The organism is Pseudomonas sp. 3A(2025), assembly GCF_054589175.1.
This window is the reverse complement of the sequence record NZ_BAAILM010000009.1, coordinates 39,355-61,336: the sequence shown is the minus strand read 5'-3', so window position 1 is coordinate 61,336 and position 21,982 is coordinate 39,355. Positions and strand designations below refer to the sequence as shown.

Below are 21,982 nucleotides of genomic sequence, written 5' to 3'. Positions count from 1 at the left end.
GCACCTGGTTGGGGCAACATTAATTTCCCACTCATCCGTCCAGCGCCCATTCTGGCTATAATGCGCTCGCCTTCCTTTTGATCATTATTCCCTTATGAAAAACCTGTTTTTCGCTGTACTCCTGTCTCTTTCATTCGCTAACTTTGCGTTTGCCGCCCCGCCAGAAACCTTTGCCGACGCTAAAGTGATCGCCAAGCAAAAGATCTATATGGATCAGGATAAAAGTCCATTGGGCGAGTTGTATTGCGGCTGCCAGTGGGCCTGGGTAGGCAAGTCCGGCGGCCAGGTCGATGCCGAATCGTGCGGTTATAAAACCCGTAAACAGGAAAACCGCGCCGAGCGCACCGAGTGGGAACATATCGTGCCGGCCTGGACGTTCGGCCATCAGCGCCAGTGCTGGGCCAATGGCGGACGCGAGCATTGCGTCGACGATGATCCGGTGTTCCGCAACATGGAAGCCAACCTGTTCAATCTTTACCCATCGGTGGGTGAAGTGAATGGCGATCGCAGTAATTACAATTACGGCATGGTCTCCGGCGTTGCGCCGCAATACGGCCAATGCAAGACCAAGGTGGACTTCGAACAGCGCGTGGCCGAACCGCGCGATGAAGTCAAAGGCCTGGTGGCGCGCACCACGTTCTATATGTTCGACCGCTATAACCTGAGCATGTCGCGTCAACAGCAGCAAGTGCTGATGGCCTGGAACAAACAGTTCCCGGTGACCGCCTGGGAGAAAGAACGCAATAACCGCATTGCCGCCATCATGGGCCACACCAACCCATTCGTGACCGGCGCGCGCACCTGGACTCTGGATTACAAGACTGTCGGCGACGGCCTGGTCAGCCCGATTCCGGCGCCGACCCAGGCGGCGGCGCAGCCAGCCACCACCACGCAAGCGTCGAACGGTTCGATCATCGGCAACCGCACCAGCCAGATCTACCACCTGCCCAGCGGCTGCCCGAGCTACGACAAGGTGTCGGCGAAGAACCAGATCGCGTTCGAATCCGAATCCCAGGCTCAGGCTGCGGGATACAGAAAGGCCGGCAACTGCAAGTAACCCGCGAGAATGGGGCGTAAGCTTACGCCCCCATCAATTCACGCACGCGCCCGGCCAGTGCATCGGCGGTAAACGGTTTGGTCAGCACCAGCATGCCGGGCCCCAACTGCCCTTCTCCCAGCGCTGCGCTTTCGGCATAGCCGGTGATGAACAGGGTCTTGAGGCTGGCACGAATCTCACGCCCGGCGTCGGCCATCTGTCGACCGTTCATGCCGCCGGGCAAGCCGACATCGGTGACCAGCAGGTCGATGCGCACATCGGAACGCAGCACCTTGAGTCCGGCCATGCTGTCGCCCGCCTCGATCACGGTGTAGCCCAGATCACCGAGTACATCGGCGAGCAGCATGCGCACTGTGGGCTCGTCGTCGACGATCAGAATGGTCTCGCCGTTTTCGGCAAACGCCGTGGGCGCTTGATGCGTGCTGCCTTCATGGTCAGGCGCGTCGCCGAAGTAGCGGGGCAAGTAGATGCACAATCTCGCGCCTTGACTGACGTCTGAAGCGATGCGCACTTGCCCGCCGGACTGCTTGGCAAAACCATAAATCATCGACAGCCCGAGGCCGGTGCCCTGGCCAATCGGTTTGGTGGTAAAGAACGGATCGAACGCCTTGGCAATGACTTCCGGACTCATGCCGGTACCGGTGTCGGTCACGCACAATGACAGGTACTGCCCCTCGGGCAGGTCATAGGCGCGGGCATGCGCCGCATCCATGCAGTGGTTGGCGGTGGTGATGGTAATGCTCCCGCCGTCCGGCATGGCATCGCGGGCGTTGAGGCACAGGTTCAACAACGCGTTCTCAAGCTGGCTGGCATCGACCAGCGTCGGCCAGAGTTCTTGCTCGCCTGCGGTTTCGACCACAATGCCCGGGCCGACCGTGCGCTGGATCATCTCGGTCATGCCGGCCACCAGCAGGTTCACGTCGGTGGGTCGTGGATCAAGGGTCTGGCGCCGGGAAAACGCCAGCAACCGATGGGTCAGGGATGCCGCACGCCTGGCAGCGCCCTGAGCGGCAGCGATGTATTTGCCGATGTCGGTCAGGCGGCCCTGGTTGATGCGCATGTCGATCAGCTCCAGAGAGCCCGAAATGCCGGCCAGCAGGTTATTGAAGTCGTGCGCCAGGCCGCCGGTGAGCTGCCCGACCGCTTCCATCTTCTGCGACTGGCGAAGTTTCTCTTCGGCCTGCATCAACTCGGCCGTTCTTTCCGCCACGCGGTGCTCCAGCGTGTCGTTTATCGCGCGCAACGCGGCTGTTGCGCGGTCACGCTCTGCCTCTACGGCACGGCGCTCTTCAACGTCGATGACCACCCCCGGAAAGCTCAAGCCGGTGCCATCCTCGGCCAGATCGACACGGCCATTGGCTTCGATCCAGTAGTAGTTGCCATCGGTGCGCCGCACCCGGTACTGGTGGGCATAAGCGCCGCCGCGCTGGATGACTTCATTGATTGCTGCGATCAGGCCGTCCCGATCATCCGGGTGAACGGTCGCCGCCACCTGCTCCAGGCTCAGCCCGGAACGGCCAAGCGCCGGATCGAGGCCAAAGGCAAGTGCAAAGCCCTCATCGACGGTGAAACAGTCAGTCGGCAGGTCCCAGTGCCAGGTGCCGATGATTGCCCCAGCGGCGAGCGCCAGTTGCACCCGTTGCACGTTTTCACGCGCCAGCGACTCGCTGACCCGCAAGCGTTCCTGGGCAGTGCGCCGCTCGGTGACATCGCTGAAGAAGATCGCGATCTTGCGCTCGGCCGGATCGCCGACCCGCACGGCCCGTACATCGAACCAGCGCTCGAAGGCCTCGGCATAGTTCTCGAAGTTGGCAGGCTCGCCCGTCCGGGCCACATGCCCGTAGGCCTTGAACCAGAAAGACTCAAGATCAGGGGCAAACTCGGTCACCCACTTGCCGCGCAGATTGACCCCCGCCTGACGCTCGAACGCCTGATTGACCTCGATAAAGCGGTAGTCCACCGGCTGATCCTGGTCATCGAACTTGACCTGGACGATGGCGAACGCGGCCTCGATCGTTTCAAGGATGGTTTTGTAGAGCTCTTCACTCTTGAGCAACGCCTTTTCCGCACTGCGCGCCTGGCTCAGGTCAAGCATGGCGCCGATCATGCGGATGGCCCGGCCTTCGGCATTGCGAATCACATGCCCACGATCAAGCACCTCGGCGTAGGAACCGTCCACACGGTGGAAACGATACTCATCAGTCCAGGCGCTGCCATCACCGTCGATAACCGCATGGATCGAATCGTAGATACGCATCCGGTCATCGGGATGGATCTGGGAAATCCACCAGTCACCGGTCATGTCCTCTGCCGTCAGGCGGTGACCGTAGGCTTCTTCAAGTGCGTCGTTCCACAGCACGTGATTGCCTATCAGGTCCCAGTCCCATATGGCGTCATTGGTGGCTTTGGCGGCCAGCCGGTAGCGCTCCTGGGTTTCCTGGATCGTCTGCGCGGCCAATTGCTTGTGGCGGTCACTGGACGGTTCGGCAATGGCGCCGTCAGCAACAGGCGCGGCATTGATGCCTGACTCATCAAGCAAGGCACGCAGGCGCACAACCTCCGCCTCCAGTGCTTCCCGGGTAAGATCTTTCAGCACGGCCCCCACCTACGCATGATTATTGGCACTGACTCATTCTCTGACATTGAATCTGAATGGCTTCTTTCCTGCGCGCGCGTTACGCGTCGGTAGGAAAGGTTGCCAAAATAATCTTTTTCAGACGTTAGCGTAGGAAAAAAGTGCGCTGCGTAGATGAATCATTGCGGCATAAAAGGGGCACAGGGCTTTGTTTAACTGCCCGCCTTATCGGTTGATAAAAACAACGCCTGCTTTCGAACGCTCATCCACCGTCAACTCGAACACATCGGGACGCGAATAATGGCCGACCACGTCGAAGTCGTACCGGGCCTTGATCAATTCATCGGTATCGACTTCGGCGGTCAATAACCCGGCCTCCCCCTTCAATGGCCCCGCCAGTACATCGCCCAAGGGCCCCACGATCATGCTGCCGCCGTTGATCAGCGGGCGCTCGCGGTCCCAGCCTGGCACCTCGGTGCCCAACTCGGCCGGCGACGGCTGAACCTGACAGGCGCTGACCACAAAGCAGCGCCCTTCATGGGCGATGTGGCGCATCGAGCATTGCCACACATCGCGCTCGTCCACGGTGGGCGCGCACCAGATTTCGACGCCCTTGGCGTACATCGCCGTGCGCAGCAACGGCATGTGGTTTTCCCAGCAGATCGCCGCACCGATGCGTCCGGCTGGCACATCGAACACTGGCAATGTCGAACCGTCGCCCTGCCCCCAGATCAGCCGCTCGGTGCCGGTGGGCATCAGCTTGCGGTGCTTGCCGATCAAGCCTTCGGCCGGGTCGAAAAACAGTGCGGTGCAGAACAGCGAACTGCCCGAGCGCTCGATAACGCCCACCACCAGATTGGCGCCTGTGCGACTGGACAGGCCTGCGAGTGCACGGACTTCGTTGCCGTCCGGATCAATCGCATTGTCGAAGTAACGCGCGTAAGCCTCACGGCCTTCCGGCAAGCGATAGCCCAGGCGCGTGCCAAAGATCTCACCCTTGGGATAACCGCCCAGAATCGCTTCGGGCATCACCACCAAGGAGGCGCCTGAAGCCACGATGGCATCTTCATAGGACAAAATCAGCGCGAGCGTGTCGGCCTTGCCGCTGGGCAATGAACCGATTTGAAGGGCTGCAACGGTTGAACGGGCCATGGTGCGGTACCTGCTTGATAAAAGTCAGGCCGATTCTAGGAGTACCCGCTGTCAGCAATGAATAGCAAATGACTGTTATCGACTATTAGCCAGATGAATATCAGGACGCCTCTGCAAAACACTCAATCACCGCTGCCCGCGCCTCGATCACCGAAGCTTCGACCAGTTCCTGGGTGCGCCAGCCAAGCTCGACCGGGTAACGCCGCAGTGCCAGCGGACACGGCAGCACCTGCAAGCCGCACAGTTGCGCAATCGCTTGCGCGGCATGCTGCGGAACAGTCGCAATGGCCCGCGTGCCCTTGAGCAGATAAGGCACTGCCGCAAAGTGCGTGGTCGATGCCACCACCCGGCGCTTCAAGCCCAGCAGCGCCAGCCCTTCGTCGACCACACCGATAAACCCGCCCGAGGAAATCAACACTTGCTCGTGCTCGACGAACTGCTGGAGGTTGAAGGTGGCCGGGTCCAGTCGTGTCTGGGCAGGATCGGCCAGGCAACTGTAGCCACCCTCCCCCAATAACTGGCGGCTGAGCACCCGGCTGGAAATACCGCCAGAGGTGATTGCCAGATCGATACTGCGATCCAGCAATGCATCGCTGACGATCTGGCTGTGGCTCTGGCGAAAGATCACCCGCAGTTGCGGCGCCCGCCGCGCCAGAACGGCCATCAGCGGGCGGCCGAAAGCGATTTCAAAATCATCGGAAAGCCCGATCGTCACCGACCGCCCGGCAAAACTTTCAGGCATCGGCATGGCCATGTTCAAACTCTGTCGGCATTTAGCCAGGGCTTCGCCAATGACGGGCTTGAGCTGATTGGCGAGCAAAGTGGGCGCCAACCCACGCCCGGTACGCACGAACAGTTGATCGGCGTATAACACGCGCAACCTCGATAACGCCGCACTGACCGCCGATTGCGTGACCCCCAGCAAAATCGCCGCCCGGCTGGCACTGCCTTCGTCATACAAGGCTTCGAAGACCTTGAGCAGGTTCAGGTCGGTGGTGGCGATATTCATTTGGCTCATATCCAATAGCAACGATGGGGTGTTTATCACTATATCGTGAACGCCTAGACTTCCATCACCGCATGCTTTGGCCACAGGCCCTAACGACCCGACAAGGTACGACCATGAGCCACATTCTTTCATCGCTTGGCATTCAACACCCGATCATCCAGGCACCGATGGCCGGCACGGCAACGCCGGCGCTGGCGGCGGCAGTCTGTGAAGCGGGCGGTCTGGGCTCCATTTCCATCGCTGCTGTCGATGTTGAAAGCGGGCGCAAAATGATTCGCGACCTGCGCGCCAGGACCGACAAGGCTTTCAACCTGAACGTATTCTGCAACCAGCCCTCAGTGCCTGATGCTGTGCTGGAGCAGAACTGGCTAAACCATCTGGCGCCGTTCTTCGCCGAGTTCAATACCCCAACGCCCGCCCGTCTTCATGACATCTACACCAGCTTTTGCAGCGGCGACGCCCAGTTGCAGTTGTTGCTCGAAGAGAGACCGGCCATCGTCAGTTTTCACCTTGGCCTGCCGCCGCAAAGCCATATCGATGCGCTCAAGGCGGCCGGTATCGTGCTGTTTGCCAGCGCCACCAGCCTCAGCGAAGCCCTGGCCGTTCAGGCGGCAGGCGTCGACGTGGTGGTCGCCCAGGGCATCGAGGCCGGCGGGCATCGCGGCATCTTCGACCCGCGCGCCCATGATCAACAGCTGCCTGCGCTGGTGCTCTTGCAACAACTGGTGCAGCAACTGCACATCCCGGTCATCGCCGCAGGCGGCCTGATGGATGGCCATGACATCCGCAATGCACTGAACCACGGTGCACTTGCAGCGCAACTGGGCACCGCCTTTGTACTGTGTCCCGAATCGTCGGCCAACCCGGCCTACCGAAAAATGCTGGCCAGCGAGCGCGCCAGCAGCACCGCTCTGACGGATGTGATTTCAGGCCGCCCGGCACGCGGCATGGTCAATCGTTTCATGACGCAAGTGGGCGCAGCGGGGCATCCGCCAGTGCCAGGGTTCGGCATCGCCTATAACGCGGGCAAGCAACTGAGCGAAGCGGCATCGAAAGCGGGCAGTGACGAGTTTTCACCCTTCTGGGCCGGACAGCAGGCTGCAAGAGTGCGCGCCATGGGGGCAAGCGAGTTGATGGCGGTGCTGATCGAGGAATATGGCGGCGCCTTGTCGTGACTTGATCTAGCCTGCTTCAGAAGCGCTCGTTGCCGCCGATAGCCAAGAAACAGCACTACGCTTCTGGAGTTCCCATGCTCGCAAGCAGCTATAACAGCCTGTATGTCCTGTTTTCCCTGATCGTCGCGATCCTGGCGTCCTATACCGCTCTGAACATGGCGGGCCGGGTCTCGCGCAGTCAGGGTACAGCCTCGGCACTGTGGCTGGCGGGCGGCTCGATCGCCATGGGGACGGGCATCTGGTCGATGCACTTCATCGGCATGGTCGCCTTTGAGCTGCCCATCCAGTTAGGGTATGACCTGACGCTCACGGGCTTTTCACTGCTGATTGCCATCGCCTCTTCGGCCTTCGCTTTGTGGTTGGTGTGCCAAAAGGAAATGCCGTTGCTGCGCCTGCTGCTGGGCGCGGTGCTGATGGGTATTGGCATTGCCTGCATGCACTACACCGGCATGGCGGCGATGCTGATGAATCCCGATGTGCAATACATCCCGTCGCTGTTCATCTTGTCGGTGTTCATCGCCATCCTCGCGTCGGGTGCAGCGCTGTGGATCGCTTTTCGCCTGCGTGACGAAGGCAATCTCATTAACCGCGCGCGCATAGGCGCTTCATTGATAATGGGCTGCGCCATCGTCGGCATGCATTATACCGGCATGGCTGCTGCACAATTCCCGCTGGGCAGCGTGTGCGGTGCCGCCAACAATGGCATCGACAGCGAATGGCTGGTGGCTGTGGTGATCCTGGTGACCCTGGGGGTCTGCGCCATCGCCCTGATTATCGCGATGCTCGACATCCGCACCAGTCTTCTGGCCAATTCTCTTGATCGCGCCAATAACGAGCTGGTGCAGTTAGCGTTGCACGACAGTCTGACCCGCCTGCCCAATCGCATCCTGCTCAACGACCGCCTTGAACAGGCGATCCAGAAATCGATCCGGCAAAAAAGCCAGTTTGCCATGCTGTTCATGGACCTGGACGGATTCAAGGCGGTCAACGACTCTTGCGGCCACCACGCCGGCGACCAGTTACTGGTCGAGGTGGCCAGACGAATCAATGAGGCCAAGCACGGCGAAGATACAGCGGCGCGCCTGGGCGGTGACGAATTTGTGCTGTTGATTGACCTCGACGAGCCCGATGAAGCGGCGGTGCTTGCCCAGCGTTTGCTGGAAGATATCAAGGCACCTTACGTTCTGGCGCGGCAGACCGTGCATGTGTCGGCCAGTATCGGCATTGCCATATTCCCGACCGATGGCGGCTCTGGCCATGAACTGATGGTGAACGCTGACGCCGCCATGTACCACGCCAAGGAACAAGGGCGTGACGGCTACTGCTTCTTCGAACAGACCATGAACATCAATGCGCATCAGCTTTTGCAGCTGCAAAACGATCTACGCAAGGCCATCGACCAGAACGAGTTTGTGTTGTTCTTCCAGCCGAAGATAACCGCCCCTGACGGCCCCATGACCGGCGCCGAGGCCCTGCTGCGCTGGAACAGGCCTGACGTGGGCATCGTGTCGCCTGATCGTTTTCTGCCCGCAGCCGAGCGCACCGGGCTCATCGTGCCCATCGGCAACTGGGTCATCAACGAAGCCTGTCGGCAAATGGCCCAATGGCATGAGCAGGGCCACCATGAGTGGAGTGTTGCGGTCAACCTGTCAACGGTGCAACTGGCCAACACCGGGCTGGTTGAGGTGGTGCGAAATGCACTGCAAAGCAATGGCTTGCCGCCTCGTTTCCTGACCCTGGAGGTCACTGAAACCACGGCGATGCGCGACGCCGAAGCCGCCCTGATTGTCCTCGATAAACTGGCCGCACTGGGCGTCAATATTTCCATCGACGACTTCGGCACCGGTTATTCCAGCCTGCTTTACCTCAAGCGTCTGCCCGCCAATGAACTGAAGATCGACCGGGGCTTCATTACCGAGCTGGCGCAGGGCAATGATGATGCAGCCATCGTTGCGGCAATTGTGGCGCTGGGCAAGACCCTTGGCCTGCGGATCGTCGCCGAGGGCGTTGAAACCGCCGAACAACGCGAGATGCTCACCGACCTGGGATGCGACATCTTGCAGGGTTACCTGCTGGGTAAGCCCATGAGCGCCGCAAAGATGCAGGAAAACTTCAGCGCCGGCGAGGCGCCAGCAACGACCTCAGCAACATCAATCCCGTTGGATCGGCAGTTGGCATAGTCAGCAACGGCGGCTTTTACCCGGCTACAGGCTGCCGGGAAGCACTGGGGTGGGGGCTATAAGAGCTGCCTGACGTTTTTACTCACCGAATAGAATTCCTCACAAACAGCGGCGATAGCTGCCTCCAAATCTTCGGACAGTGCCCCTCGGCGGGCATTGCTGAGCCTGAAGATCGTGTAACACGTTCTGGGGCGGTGCAACGTTTGCCACCCGTACAAAAGTCCTGCAAGGATGCAAAAAACGGCAAGTAGCATTATGTAACGCCTGCACCGCTATGCCGCCCCCTAAAGTTCAGCCTCATCAGCCGGTTGGTAAGCAGTTGCCAGCACGATCAACGGCCAGGAGGCCCTCTTGTCAAATCATCCCCAAGCATTTTTTCACCCACAACAACTTGCACTCGCGTTCATGCAATGCACCGCCAGGGCACTGACCGATCAGCAGATCGATCAGCAAGAACACACCTGGCTCGAATCGCTGGTGACCCACACCACAACCGGCGATTCTGCCAGAGTCGACCTGTTGGGGGTGGACGATGGCAGCGACCCGCCCGCACTGAGCGCAACACTGATGTTCAGCCATCCTGGCTCGACCTCGCACCGGATCTTTTTGTACAGCCCGGTTTATGGGCTTGAAGCATTCGATGATCGCACCGCCGTTGACGATACCCTTCACCATCGCATTACCCGCCATGACACGACGCTGGAAGCGACCCACATGCAAAGCGACGTTTTCACCGCACTCATGAACAGTTACCTGAACGTGCGCGCCCGACGCCTTGCGCGCATGGCCGAAGAACTGGCCCGGCTGCCTGCTCTGGATGCGCAGATCGGCAACAGCACCACCACGGCCGGTAGCGCGACAGCCTACAACAAGGCCCTGCATCAATTCTGGAAAACCTCGACGGCGGGCGCCAAACATCTGCACCAATTAGCGAGCAAGGCCTTTGCCGAAGGGTTCTACCAGGACCTGGCCCAAACCCGTCTTGCCGACCCCGGCAACCCGTTGTTGAGTCTGGACCCGCAATGGCCTGCGTTAATGGCACCGGTATCGCGCTGTGAAAAAATTCTTGTCCGCCTGAACAGCGAATGGGTCGAGCTGGCCGGTGCGTTTACCTTCAGCCACAGTAGCCGCAATGCACTGATGCTTTATTGGCCGCCCACTGGCCTGCACGCCTTTGCCGGTGAGGGAGCGTTACATGCGTACCTCGATACGCAGGCGTTGCAGATCGGTCTGCCGTTGAAATATGCCGCACAGTGGCGCCAGAACGACGCGCATGTCTATCAGGGGCAAGCGATCAAAGAGTCGGTGTTCGTTGACCGGCTGGATTCAATCGTCACGTTGCAGGAACTCAACCTGGCCTACACCCTGTCCATCGCCAGTAACGACGCGACCCAGGCCCGGATTGCGGTGGACGATGCACTGGATGTGCGTACCCTGATCGATCGTCGCCTGGCGTCTTTGGACCCTACCCTGCGCTGGACCCGGGGTGTCGTCGCACCGGCACGCCAGCCGCCGTCGATTGACCCGGTGATAAAACCGTTGTTGCAGAGCATTGACCGGCTGGCATGGCTGGCCAATGTCCGCGATGCGATCTACCAGATCAGCCCTGGTGTCCTGTCTGTGGCGCAGGGTCTTTTGCAACCCGCCCTGGCGGTGTTCGATGACAACCTGCAAGCACACACGACGTTATTGCACCAGGACGATCAGCGCGCCAGCGGCTCAAACCTGCTGGAACTGCTTTTTCAGCGCATCAGCGGCTTTTCAAGAGTTCCGCTGCGCGATACCGACATGTTCAGCAACACCGCAGGCCAGCCGTTGCTGTCGCTGGCGCCGGCGGCGGTCGAGCAGTTGCTGAACGACGCAGAAAAGGCGTTTGCCAACAGCTTTGCAGGCTGGCTCAAGGGCAGCGATACGCTAAGCCTGTGCCTGGATGGCCGCTGGCTGAGCCTGCCGGCCCTGTTGCGCACGAACCTGGAAGACGGGTTACGCCTGGAAATGGCGCTACACGATTATTTCAAGACCCTCCCGCCAGCGCTTATGAAACGGCTCAAGCAAGCGCTTGAAAGACCGCTTGCCGGTCAGCCACAGGCCATGGGGACGCAAAGTCTGCGTGTGTCGGGACTGCAACTGGCGCCTGCCCGGCAGACGCCAGGCATCCGCTTGAAGCTTGCTTTTGTCATCGAGCAGCCTGACTCCAGCGACCACGCGCTGTTGTTCTGGTCACCGCTCGAAGGACTGAAGGCGTATATCGACCTGCAACAACTGAGCAACGCACTGGTCAGCAACATGACCTCCGGCCCGCGTCGTGATGCCTGGCTGAACCTGCTGCCTGCTGCACAGGTCGGCGAGTGGAATCCCTGGCTGGAGGCTTCTGTCAATTCACACTTGAGCATCAGCACCTGGCCGATCGACGGTGACTTGCTCGATGAAATGCAGAAAACCCTGATACGCGCACAAAACGATGACGCCCAACAGGCACTGGCCCTGGCTATTTCAGATCAGGACAGGCCCGGTATTTTCGCCCCCCTGATTGATACGCTGCACACCTACGACGGTATCTGCGACTATTTCGAGGCCCAGTCACTTCACTTTGCCGACCTGCACACTCGCGAAGTATTGCCCGACTGGCTGGACCTTGCCACTGCGACAGACTTCGTGGCGTTTTCAGCGTTACTGCAGCGCACTCAAGAGACGTTAAGCCCCGCCAACCGTTATTTATCGGGCATCCCGACGATCGCTGATTTCACACGCCAGCATTTGCAAGCGCGCCTGGCCAGGGATTTTGCCTCGCACCCCATCGACCCCGATACGGTCATCATTACCCTGAAAGACTTTACCGCAGCCCCCGGCCCCACCGGCGAGGTTCCGTGGGCAATACCGGCAGCAACCCTTGAGATCGAGCAGAGCCTGACCCAGTCGGCCATCGATCACTTCAGCAAAAACACAGGTGCCGTCATGCACATTCGCCTGGCCGATGGTACAGACCTGCCTGCCGGCCTGACCCCGGACTATGTCAGGACGCTGGTTCGCGAGCTCGACATCGGCGGCCAGTACCAGACCTTGCTGAGCAAGGAGTTCGCGCCTGAAAACAAGCAGTTCAACCTGCGCCAGGCACGCTTCAGTGCCATGGCCAGCGCCATGCTCCAGTTGTCGACACTGCAGCATGTACTGCAGGATGGCTGGAACCGGGCAACCCTGGGCTGCGTAGACGCCATCCTGGAAATGCCCGACGGGCTGGCGCGACAACCGGTGGCAGGCCAGGACATCGCTTTCAGTCGCCTGCAGCTTTGTGCCGCCGCCGATGCAGCGCCCGACACGGTCACAGGCGTGTATGTCATCTGTCCGGTAGTCGAGAATCAGGGGCCGGTGATCCTGTTTACCGCCTATGCATCGCAACACAGCTTGCGGCTTTACCCCGGCAGGGCTGAACTGATCGCTGCGGTGCAAACCGACCCGGTCTTGCAAAGCCAGTTACTTGAGCGCCTGAAACCTGAGGCCAGGCGCACTTACGACAACGGCGGCTGGCTTGAACCCCATGTGCGCTGGAGCGCTGAAAGCTCATTCGATATTGTCCCGACCGCACCCGGCCCGGCCCGATTGCACCTGGTTCCACTGAAAGAAAATGCCCTGACAATCATGTTTGAGGACATGATCGAGCACCTGAAGGCCATCGCCGCGACACAGGCGATCAGCAGCGCACAAGCGCAATGGAAAAGCTTCACCGATCTGATGACACTGGGCGTCGAGCAGGCCAGTGCCTTCCTGCCCGGCCGACTCGCTATCCTGGTAAACCTGTGGCAGGCGAAAAGCTGGATGGGTGCTGCAACGGACGCAGCGCACAGAAGTCAGTGGGGCAAGGCATTGTCCGAGTTCGCCACGGCACTGGCGAGTATGGTCAGCACCCGGTCAGCCGAACAACCTGACGAGCCTGCCAGATCATCGGTTGCACATGACCTGCCAACGACCCTGGATAGCGCACGGCGGCTGCGTTCGTATGAGGTCAGAACGCTCTCGCTGGCCAATCTGGTCAAAGACCTTGCCCTGCCGGTCTATCGCGAAGGCCAAACGGTGTACGCGGCAGTCCAGGGTCGGGTCTACCGAATCGTCCAGCAGGGCGAAGACTGGTACATCTTTACCGGCCAATCGCAACCTGGCCCAAAAATCCGCCTGGATGCCGAGCGCCATTGGGTGCTGGATAACCCGGCCGGGTTACGCGGCGGCGGTATCGGCAGCAGTAAAATCGATATATTCGGCACGGATGCGGCCGATATCGATGAAGCACTGGAAGACCGCTTCACCGTCACGGCCACGGGGATGCCACAGATCAAGGCGGCCGACCGAATCAAGGCGCGGCAGATTCAGGCAGCCCATGCACTGGCGCTGCGCTATTTGCGCACTTGCCTGGTCAACCTGGATGCCGATCGGCGAGCAGGTTTCATCCCTCACACCAGCGACATTATTCTGCAGGCAGTATTTGGCTTTCCGGCCACACCCACAGTCGTGGCGCAACGATTAAGAAACATGGTGGCTGATATTTATGTCGACATGCTTTCACCTTCTCTGTCGCCCAAAACTTCGACAAGGTTCGTTACAGGCACTCATAAATCTTCAGATGCCTCTTCAGACGCGTTCGTTTATCGCAATGATCCTTCGCGCAGGATTTTTCTGGCCGACAGTTTTTTCAGTTACCTGCCTGTGGCTTATCCCATGCTTGAAACACAGACAGGCGGCTTTGACCCACGCACGCACTTTCAGGCGACGGTCTTGATCCATGAGTTATCCCACCTCAACAACAGGACCTCGGACATTGCCTACCTCAACTCGGCAGCGCCCTTTGCCGACCTGATCAGCCGCATGCACCCCCAGGCCCAGGCACAATTGCTGGACGCACAGAACCGCCGCCTCTCGCTGTATACGCCCAGAGACCGGTTATTCAAGATGAACCGGAATGGAACCTGGCAGGATCTCGGTGACGACGAAGGCTACGGTCTTTCAGCTGTGCTGAAGCTGACCAACACACGTAACCTGGAGCAGGCACGCGATGTGTTCTACAACGACCCGATCAAACGCTGCAATGTGATTCTGGCCAATGCCGACACCATCGCCTTGCTGGTGACCAAACTGGGCCGGGTACCGTTTCACTCGACCGCCGTGTAAAGCGCACCCATATGCTTTCAAGGAATGAGTTAGATCGCTAAAGCCTTTTACCGATCCAGAGAGGCTGTTTATAAGGACCGCAGGATGTATAGCCGTTCACGCACAGGAGCCTGCGCCTTATGTCACGCCTCAAGGACAAATTTGCATTGATCACCGGCGGTACTTCCGGCATCGGCCTGGAAACCGCGCGGGAATTTATCGCCCAGGGCGCTACGGTGGCAATTACCGGGCGCAGCACACAGGGCCTGCAACAGGCCCGCGAACAACTGGGCGACAGCGTGCTGCTGATCCAGAGCGATGCCGGCGACAGTGCGGGTCAGGCGGCCGTGGCACAGCAACTCGGCGCGGTATGGCCGCGCCTGGACGTCCTGTTCGCCAATGCCGGCGATGTGACCCATCGCTCGCTGCAAGACTGGGACGAAGCGGCCTGGGACCAACTACTGAATACCAATCTCAAAGGGCCGTTTTTCCTGATTCAGGCACTGTTGCCGCTGCTCGGCAATCCGTCGTCGGTGATTCTCTGCGGCTCGGTCAGCGCACAGATCGGCCTGCCGCAAAGCAGTGCTTATGCGGCCAGCAAGGCAGGCCTGCTGTCGCTGGCGCGCACGCTGTCGGGTGAGTTGATCGGCCGTGGCATTCGCGTCAATGGCTTGAGCCCTGGCCCGACCGAAACCGCCGCCCTTGGCAAACTCGGCCTGCCGCCAGAGCAGCAAGAGGCATTGCGCGCGCAGATCCGTGAACTGGTGCCGCTCGGGCGCCTCGGCACGCCCTGGGAACTGGCGCAGGCGGCGGTATTCCTGGCCTCGGACGAGTCACGTTTTGTGGTCGGCACCGAATTACTGGTCGATGGCGGCGTAGGGAATCTTTGAGCATGAAGCTGTATGTCATCCGCCATGGGCAAACCCAGGCCAACCTTGAACACCGCTATCTGGGCGCCCTCGATCCAGACCTGACCGACCATGGCCGGCAACAGGCCCAGGCCCTGCGCGGACAATTGCCGGCAAACTTAGATGCCATCCTCACCTCCCCGCTGCAACGCGCAAGGCAGACTGCCGAGATTCTCAACCAGCAGCTGCAACGCCCCTTGCGGGTGAACACGCAGTTTCGCGAGCGCAATGTCGGGGTTTTCGAAGGCCTGACCCAGGCCGAGGCCCGCGAGCGCTACCCGCACTTGTGGGCACGCAATATCACCCGCCAATGGGACGCCGCCCCGGACGGCGGGGAAACCATCAAGGACGTGGCTTATCGGGTTCGCGAGGGCCTGATCGAGTTGAGCAAGGATTATCAGGGCAAGACGCTGGTGCTGGTCGCGCATGGTTTTGTCGCCAAGACCGTGCGAGCGCTGGCACGTGATGACTTCAGCGATTATTTCGACTGGCAGTTGAATAACGGTCAGGTGCTGGAACTGGAAGACGTCACGGTGGGTGATTTGCCGTCGGGATTACGAGCTGTTGCTGTCTAGAGCTGACCCATTCACATCCCCATTACGAGCTTGCCGAGCGTCTTGTCTTTCGTTGTTACAAAAACTTGCGTTTACGTTCATCGGACAGGCAGAATCGCCCTTGTTGTACGATGACTGACAATAAATATCATCTGCGACTTTTCGCTGCGTACCGTTTCCGACAACTACAACAAAAGGATCTGAGCATGAAAAAGCTGAAATTGCTGGTAGGTTTCCTGTGCCTGTTCACGGGCTATGTCGCCGCCGCGACCAGTGATGAAAGTGATGTCGCCACCGCCGTAGACAAGCTGACCCAAGCCATGTGGCACAAGGATATAGCGCAACTCAAGGCACTGACCGCCGACAACCTGACTTATGGCCATTCAGGCGGCAACATTCAGGACAAGCAAGCGTTCATCGCCGACATCGAGACCGGTAAAAGCGCATTCAACGAACTGAAAATGCTCAACCAGAAGATCACCCTGTCCGGGGATGTCGCACTGGTGCGCAACCACTTTTCGGCTCAGGCCGTAAACAGCGGAAAAGTAGTGCCCACTGAAATCGAAAACTTTCAGGTCTGGCAGAAACAGAACGGCCAGTGGCTCTTGATCGGTCGTCAGGCATTCCGCTTCTGATATTCCTGTCCAACCGGACCTGTGTCGCCAGCACTGACTCAAAACTGCTGACGACACCGCCTGGCGCAGGCATCAAGAAATCCCGTTCGGCCCGTCCAGCACTTGTCTCACCTTGCGCGCAAGATCCTGCGGCATGCACGGCTTGGACACCACATCGAACTCCGAGCCGCCCATGTCGGTGCGCTCGATAGAGTTTTCGGCGTAACCGGTAGTCAGTAGCACCTTGACCTGCGGGTGACGGCGCTTGACCTCACGGGCGAGCATCACGCCGTTCATGCCGCCGGGCATGATCAGGTCGGTGAACAGCAGGTCGTACTGGGCACCAGACTCGAACTTGCCCAGTGCTTCACGGGCATTGAAGACGATGTCGGTGGCGTAACCACAGTCGTCCAGCACCATCTTCGCCAGTTCGGCCACATCAGGGCGGTCTTCGACGATCAGGATGCGCTCGCTGCCCTGGCGTTGTTCCGACACATGCTGCACCTCGTGGCTGGACACGCTGGCTTCGTCCACCGGGAAATACAGGCGCAAGGTGGTGCCGACGCCCTCCTCGGTATAAATACGCGCCGAGCCGCCGGACTGCTTGGCAAAGCCATAGACCATCGACAGGCCCAGGCCTGAACCTTTGCCTTCTTCCTTGGTGGTGAAAAACGGGTCCATCACGCGGTCGCGAATACTGGCCGGCATGCCGGTGCCGTTGTCGGTGATCGCAATGCACACGTAATGCCCTGGTAACAGGCCGTCGGTGGACATGCTGGCCAGGTCGTGGACCACCACGTTACGGGTCTCGATGAAAATCTTCGGGTTAGACCGGCCCACCAGTGCGTCACGGGCGTTATTGAAAATGTTCAGCAGCGCGACTTCGGCCTGGGTCGGGTCGATGCGGCAGTTGCGCAACGCCGGCTCAAGATCGGTTTCGACCAGCACATGGGCGCCAAAGGTGCGTTCGATCATCGGCGCGCTGGCATCGACCAGGCCATTGAGGTTGAGCACCCGGCCCTGCAGTTTTTGCTTGCGGGCAAAGGCCAGCAATTGCTTGGTCAGGGTACTGGCGCGCTCGACGGCGGCCTTGGCGTGATAAACGCTGCGTTGCACGCGTTGTGCATCGATCTGCGGTTTGTCGGCGGCGCTGCCGATCAGGTCGATGTAGCCGCCCATGACCTGCAACAGGTTGTTGAAGTCGTGGGCAATGCCACCGGTCAACTGCCCCAGCGCTTCCATCTTCTGCGCCTGGCGCAACGCGTCTTCGGCATCGCGGCGACGGCTGATGTCCAGTTGGGATGCAAAGAAATAGATCAGCTCGCCGTTGTCGTTGAGGACCGGCGAGATAAACAGCGCGTTCCAGAAGGTCGAGCCGTCCTTGCGGTAGTTGAGCACTTCGGTGGAAATGTCCGTGCGCGTGGCAATCGCCTGGCGAATATCGCTGACCACCTGGCGGTCGGTTTCCGGGCCTTGAAGAAACCGGCAGTTGTGACCCAGCACTTCTGCGGTGCTGTAGCCGGTCATTTTCAGAAAGGCCTGGTTGGCAAAGATGATCGGGTTATCCGGCCGGTTCGGGTCAGTCACGATCATCGGCATGCGCGTGGTTTCCACGGCCGCAAAGAAGATGTTCTTGCCCTGGTGGGACAGATCACCTGTTGCCGCATTATCAACCCGTGCTTTATCGTGCGCCACGCCCTGCTTCCCCTGTGATGTTAATTCGCAACTACTTATCGGCTACGACCGGTGCAGGGCGCAAAGAGTTCGATATACCGCTGTTTATGTGCCGCGACAAGGCGTCGCGGCATCGAATCACAGTAATAAAGCCCCCCGCCCCGATACCCGCATCAAGGAACACGGCCCATGCCCCTGCAACAAAATCCTCTGTTTGCCATCAGTGCCCTCAGCGCTGCGCTGGCCTGCGCGCCGCAGGCAATGGCGGCAGGCCAGCCCGTCACGTTGTCGGGCATCGAGGTCAACGCCAGCGAAAGCAATGCCGTGCAGGACGCCGAAGAGCGCTTGCAACGCGTGCCCGGCGCCACCAATGTAGTGGACATGAACCGCGTCGAGCAGGGTCGGGTGAGCAGCAGCGAGGATGTGTTCAAGTACCAGCCGGGCATTTATGCCCGCACCGCGCACAACGAAGGCAGCAAGCTGTCGATTCGCGGCTCGGGCCTCAACCGTGCGCCGGGCGGGCATGCTTCCGGGTTGTACGAGATGTTCGACGGCCTGCCGCTGACCGGCTCTGGCGGCACCCCTTACGAACTCAAGGAGCCGCTGTGGTTGAGCCGGGTCGAGGTTTATCGCGGCGCCAACGGCTTTGATCGCGGCGCGCTGGCCCTGGGCGGCGCGGTCAATTACGTGACCCACACCGGCTACGATGCGGCGCCCCTGCAACTGCGTTACGAGCTGGGCAGCCACGGCTACAGCAAGCGCCAGATCAGCTCCGGCCAGGTGCTGGGCGATCTTGACTACTATGTCAGCCTCAATGACTCACGCACCGATGGTTTTCAGGACCAGACGGCCGGCAACAGCCAGGGCATCGCGGCCAATGTCGGCTATCGCTTCAGCCCCAACCTTGAGACGCGCTTCTACTTTCGCTACCGGGAAAACGACTACGAAACACCGGGCCGCCTCACCCGCGAGCAGATTCGCCACGACCCGCGGGCCGCCAGCCCGGTCAACGTCGCCCGCGACAACAAGCGTGTGCAGCCGGGCAGCACCTGGCTGGCGAACAAGACCACGATTTACCTGGATGACAACTCACGGCTGGAAACCGGGCTGGTCTACCACGACTACCCGATGGACCTGCGCGAAGGCACCAACCGGCTGAAGGTCGCCTACACCGACATCAGTGGCACGCTGAATTACATTCGCCAGGATCAACTGTTCGGCCTCGCCAGCCAGACCACTGTCGGCCTGCGCCACACCAAGGGCCTGCCGAACAACGGCACCTCGGAATTCGTGCGCAGCCCGGCGGGCAACACCGCAGGCTTTGCGCCCGGCACCCGTACCCGCGACTACAGCTATGTGGGCTCGGACAGCGTGCTGCACGCCTCCAACGAACTGGAAGTGGCCCCAGACTTGTGGCTGACCAGCGGCGTGGCGGCGATCTACACCCGCCGCGAGACCGAAGTCACCTACCCCGACGCCCACGACCCGCTGAGCATGAGCGAATGGGACTACGCCGCCCGCCTCGGCCTACGCTATCAACTGACCCCGCAAACCCAGGTGTACGGCAACCTCAGCCGCTCGGTCGAGCCACCGCATTCGTGGTCGATGATCTGGGGCTCGAACAAATACTTCCCCGCCGGCAGCGGCGCCGCCACAGGCCTGCAAAGCGGCGGCGTAGAACTCGACAACCAGACCGCGACCACTGTCGAACTGGGCGCGAAAGGTCAGAATTGGGCCGGCGACTGGACTATGGGGTGGTATTACTCACAACTGCGGCATGAACTGTTGAGCGTTGAAATTCAGGCCGCGACGGCCACGACCTCGTCGATCGTGGCTGAAAGCAACGCCAGCCCGACGATTCATCAAGGCATTGAACTGAGCCTGGACAGCCCGCTGTGGCAAGGCCCGGGTGGCCGCGTAAACCTGCGCCAGGCCTATACCTGGAGCGACTTCCATTATCGCGACGACGACCGCTTTGGCGACAACCGCCTGCCGGGCTTGCCGCAGCATTATTACCAGGCCGAACTGCGCTTTACCCACCACAGCGGCGTGTATGTCGGGGTCAATACCGAGCATGCCTCGAAAGTGGCCGTGGACTACGCCAACTCGTTTTATGCCGACAGCTACACCCTGCTGGGCGCGACCCTGGGCTACAACTCGGCGGATGAGCAATGGCAGACCTGGCTGGATGTGCGCAACCTGACCAACCAGCGCTACGCCACCACCGTAACGCCGGGGTACAACGATAATGGCGTGGATGTGGCGCGCTCGACACCGGGTGAAGGCGCGGGGGTTTATGCCGGGGTTTCGTGGAGTTTGCGGTAAGTATCCTGGGCTCCAGGGTCAACGGTCAAAGCGCTCGGCCAGGTTACGCAGGGCTTCAAGCTGACGGCCAATCGCCTGGCTGATGCTCTGCCCTTCCTGCGCTTTACCCGCGCTGATCCGTGACAACTCGGCGACCTGCATCACTTGGCGGTTAAGGTCATCGGCCACCTGCCCTTGTTGCTCCATGGCGCTGGCAATCTGTGCGCTCATCGCCGAGATCTGTTCCAGCGCCTGATTGACCCCGCCAAAACTGGCATTCACCGATAGCACAGCCTGCTTGCCCTGACCGGCCAAAGCCTGGCCTTCGCGGGTCAGGCGCACGGTATTTTCGGTGCTGTGGCGAAAGCTGAGCAGCAATGGCTGGATATCCTGGGTCGCCTGCTGGGTGCGGCTGGCCAGTTGGCGAACCTCGTCGGCCACCACGCTGAACCCGCGCCCGGCGTCGCCGGCTCTGGCCGCTTCGATGGCGGCATTCAAGGCCAGCAGGTTGGTCTGTGCGGCAATCGAACTGATGATGTCGGTCATCGCGCCAATCGCGTCGGTGGCCGAGGCCATTTGCCCGGCGGCGCTGCTGATGTCGGTCACCGAATCGGCCAGCCGTTGCATTGCGGTCAGGCTTTGCTCTCTCAATTGCTGGCCTTCGGCCGATAACCGGGCCGCTTCACGGGTCGCCCCGACGCTGTCATGCAGGTTGCGCGACACCTCCTGAATGGTCGCGGCCATCTCGGTCAGGGCCACCACCGACTGGTCGGACTCGCTGCGCTGCTGTTCAAGCCGCCCGGCTTCGGTCTGGATCAGCGCCACCAGAGTTGCCATGTGCTGATCGATGGTCCGGCCGCTCAGGCCGATGCGCGACAAGGCCGTCTGCAAGCGCGCCTCACTACTGAGCAAGGCCATGTTGACCAACGCGCCGCTGCTGCCGCGTGCGCTGTAGACCTCGGCCAAACCGACTTGGGTGAATGCCTTGGGATGCTCGCCCAGCACCTGATCAAGACGCCGGGTAATACGCGATTGCTGCCAGATGCCCAAGGCCAATACCCCGCCCAGCAGCGCGCCGCCCTGCCATAACCCGGACGGTAAAAAAGGCAGCAGCACAGCGAGCGCCGCCGCCAGCACCAGTGATACGCCATGCACCGCGCCAAAGCGGGCCAGTCGGCGCCCGAGGCCCAGTGGCGAACCGCCCGACTGCCACTGCGCATAAATACGTTCGGCACGCTGGATCTGGTCGGCGCTGGCCGGCAGATACACCCCGCCATAGCCTTGCACGCCAGCATTGCCGTAAACCGGTTTTATATAGAGGTTGAACCACAGCAGCTCGCCGTTTGCATGGCGGTTACACACCAGCCCCATCCACGGCCCCTGCGCGCGCAGACTGGCCCAGAGGCTCTGGAACACGGGGGGCGGCATCGAGGTGTCGCGCAGCCGGGCGAAGGTTTGCCCGATCAGTGCGCTGGCTGGATAACCGTGCGCGGCGGCGAAATCATCGCTGCAATGTTCGATACGGCCAGAGGTGTCAGTGCGGCAAATCAGCGCCGCAGCGCCAGAAGAAGTGTGCATAAGGGCTCCTCGCCGTGCTGACTGCATTTGAAGACCAACAAAAAAAGCCTGCCGTAAGGCAGGCAA

13 protein-coding genes are annotated in these 21,982 nt (G+C 60.5%); 8 read left to right on the top strand and 5 right to left on the bottom strand.

What is annotated here, in order from left to right:
• Positions 1 to 94: 94 nt before the first annotated feature.
• A complete protein-coding gene (locus ACYP2A_RS03475; RefSeq protein ID WP_459742802.1) occupies positions 95 to 1,057 on the top strand; it encodes an endonuclease in 963 nt (320 codons plus the stop codon).
• Positions 1,058 to 1,079: 22 nt separating this feature from the next.
• Here the strand turns inward: ACYP2A_RS03475 and ACYP2A_RS03470 are convergent, their stop codons facing one another.
• The 3 genes from ACYP2A_RS03470 to ACYP2A_RS03460 form a co-directional block, all read right to left on the bottom strand.
• Positions 1,080 to 3,611, bottom strand: a complete 2,532-nt coding sequence (locus ACYP2A_RS03470; protein ID WP_459742857.1) for a PAS domain-containing protein — start codon at positions 3,609 to 3,611, stop codon at positions 1,080 to 1,082.
• A gap of 246 nt (positions 3,612 to 3,857) precedes the next feature.
• Positions 3,858 to 4,784 (bottom strand): carbon-nitrogen hydrolase family protein, encoded by a 927-nt coding sequence (locus ACYP2A_RS03465; protein ID WP_459742800.1) that lies wholly within the window; start codon positions 4,782 to 4,784, stop codon positions 3,858 to 3,860.
• Positions 4,785 to 4,884: 100 nt separating this feature from the next.
• Positions 4,885 to 5,802 carry a LysR family transcriptional regulator gene (locus ACYP2A_RS03460; RefSeq protein ID WP_459742798.1) on the bottom strand — a complete coding sequence of 306 codons (918 nt, stop codon included), beginning with the start codon at positions 5,800 to 5,802 and terminating at the stop codon, positions 4,885 to 4,887.
• 104 nt (positions 5,803 to 5,906) lie between these two features.
• Between ACYP2A_RS03460 and ACYP2A_RS03455 the strand changes: the two genes are divergently transcribed.
• The 6 genes from ACYP2A_RS03455 (at position 5,907) to ACYP2A_RS03430 (ending at position 16,381) form a co-directional block, all read left to right on the top strand.
• The gene (locus tag ACYP2A_RS03455) at positions 5,907 to 6,968 is read left to right on the top strand and encodes an NAD(P)H-dependent flavin oxidoreductase (RefSeq protein ID WP_459742796.1); all 1,062 of its coding nucleotides are present in this window, start codon (positions 5,907 to 5,909) and stop codon (positions 6,966 to 6,968) included.
• Positions 6,969 to 7,042: 74 nt separating this feature from the next.
• On the top strand, positions 7,043 to 9,148 hold the full coding sequence (locus tag ACYP2A_RS03450) for a putative bifunctional diguanylate cyclase/phosphodiesterase (RefSeq protein WP_459742795.1): 2,106 nt from the start codon (positions 7,043 to 7,045) through the stop codon (positions 9,146 to 9,148).
• Between the two features lie 351 nt (positions 9,149 to 9,499).
• Positions 9,500 to 14,305, top strand: a complete 4,806-nt coding sequence (locus ACYP2A_RS03445) for a dermonecrotic toxin domain-containing protein (protein ID WP_459742793.1) — start codon at positions 9,500 to 9,502, stop codon at positions 14,303 to 14,305.
• Positions 14,306 to 14,424: 119 nt separating this feature from the next.
• A complete protein-coding gene (locus tag ACYP2A_RS03440) occupies positions 14,425 to 15,174 on the top strand; it encodes an SDR family oxidoreductase (RefSeq protein ID WP_459742791.1) in 750 nt (249 codons plus the stop codon).
• A gap of 2 nt (positions 15,175 to 15,176) precedes the next feature.
• A complete protein-coding gene (locus ACYP2A_RS03435; RefSeq protein WP_459742790.1) occupies positions 15,177 to 15,767 on the top strand; it encodes a histidine phosphatase family protein in 591 nt (196 codons plus the stop codon).
• A gap of 185 nt (positions 15,768 to 15,952) precedes the next feature.
• On the top strand, positions 15,953 to 16,381 hold the full coding sequence (locus ACYP2A_RS03430; protein WP_459742788.1) for a nuclear transport factor 2 family protein: 429 nt from the start codon (positions 15,953 to 15,955) through the stop codon (positions 16,379 to 16,381).
• 72 nt (positions 16,382 to 16,453) lie between these two features.
• On the opposite strand, the gene ACYP2A_RS03425 is transcribed toward ACYP2A_RS03430, so the two are convergent.
• Positions 16,454 to 18,055 carry a hybrid sensor histidine kinase/response regulator gene (locus ACYP2A_RS03425; RefSeq protein ID WP_459742786.1) on the bottom strand — a complete coding sequence of 534 codons (1,602 nt, stop codon included), beginning with the start codon at positions 18,053 to 18,055 and terminating at the stop codon, positions 16,454 to 16,456.
• Positions 18,056 to 18,223: 168 nt separating this feature from the next.
• Here ACYP2A_RS03425 and ACYP2A_RS03420 point away from each other — a divergent pair, with 168 nt between their 5' ends.
• A complete protein-coding gene (locus ACYP2A_RS03420) occupies positions 18,224 to 20,359 on the top strand; it encodes a TonB-dependent receptor family protein (RefSeq protein ID WP_459742784.1) in 2,136 nt (711 codons plus the stop codon).
• A gap of 18 nt (positions 20,360 to 20,377) precedes the next feature.
• Here ACYP2A_RS03420 and ACYP2A_RS03415 read toward each other — a convergent pair whose 3' ends face one another.
• Complete coding sequence (locus ACYP2A_RS03415; RefSeq protein ID WP_459742782.1) at positions 20,378 to 21,916, bottom strand: methyl-accepting chemotaxis protein; 1,539 nt, start codon at positions 21,914 to 21,916, stop codon at positions 20,378 to 20,380.
• Positions 21,917 to 21,982 lie beyond the last annotated feature (66 nt).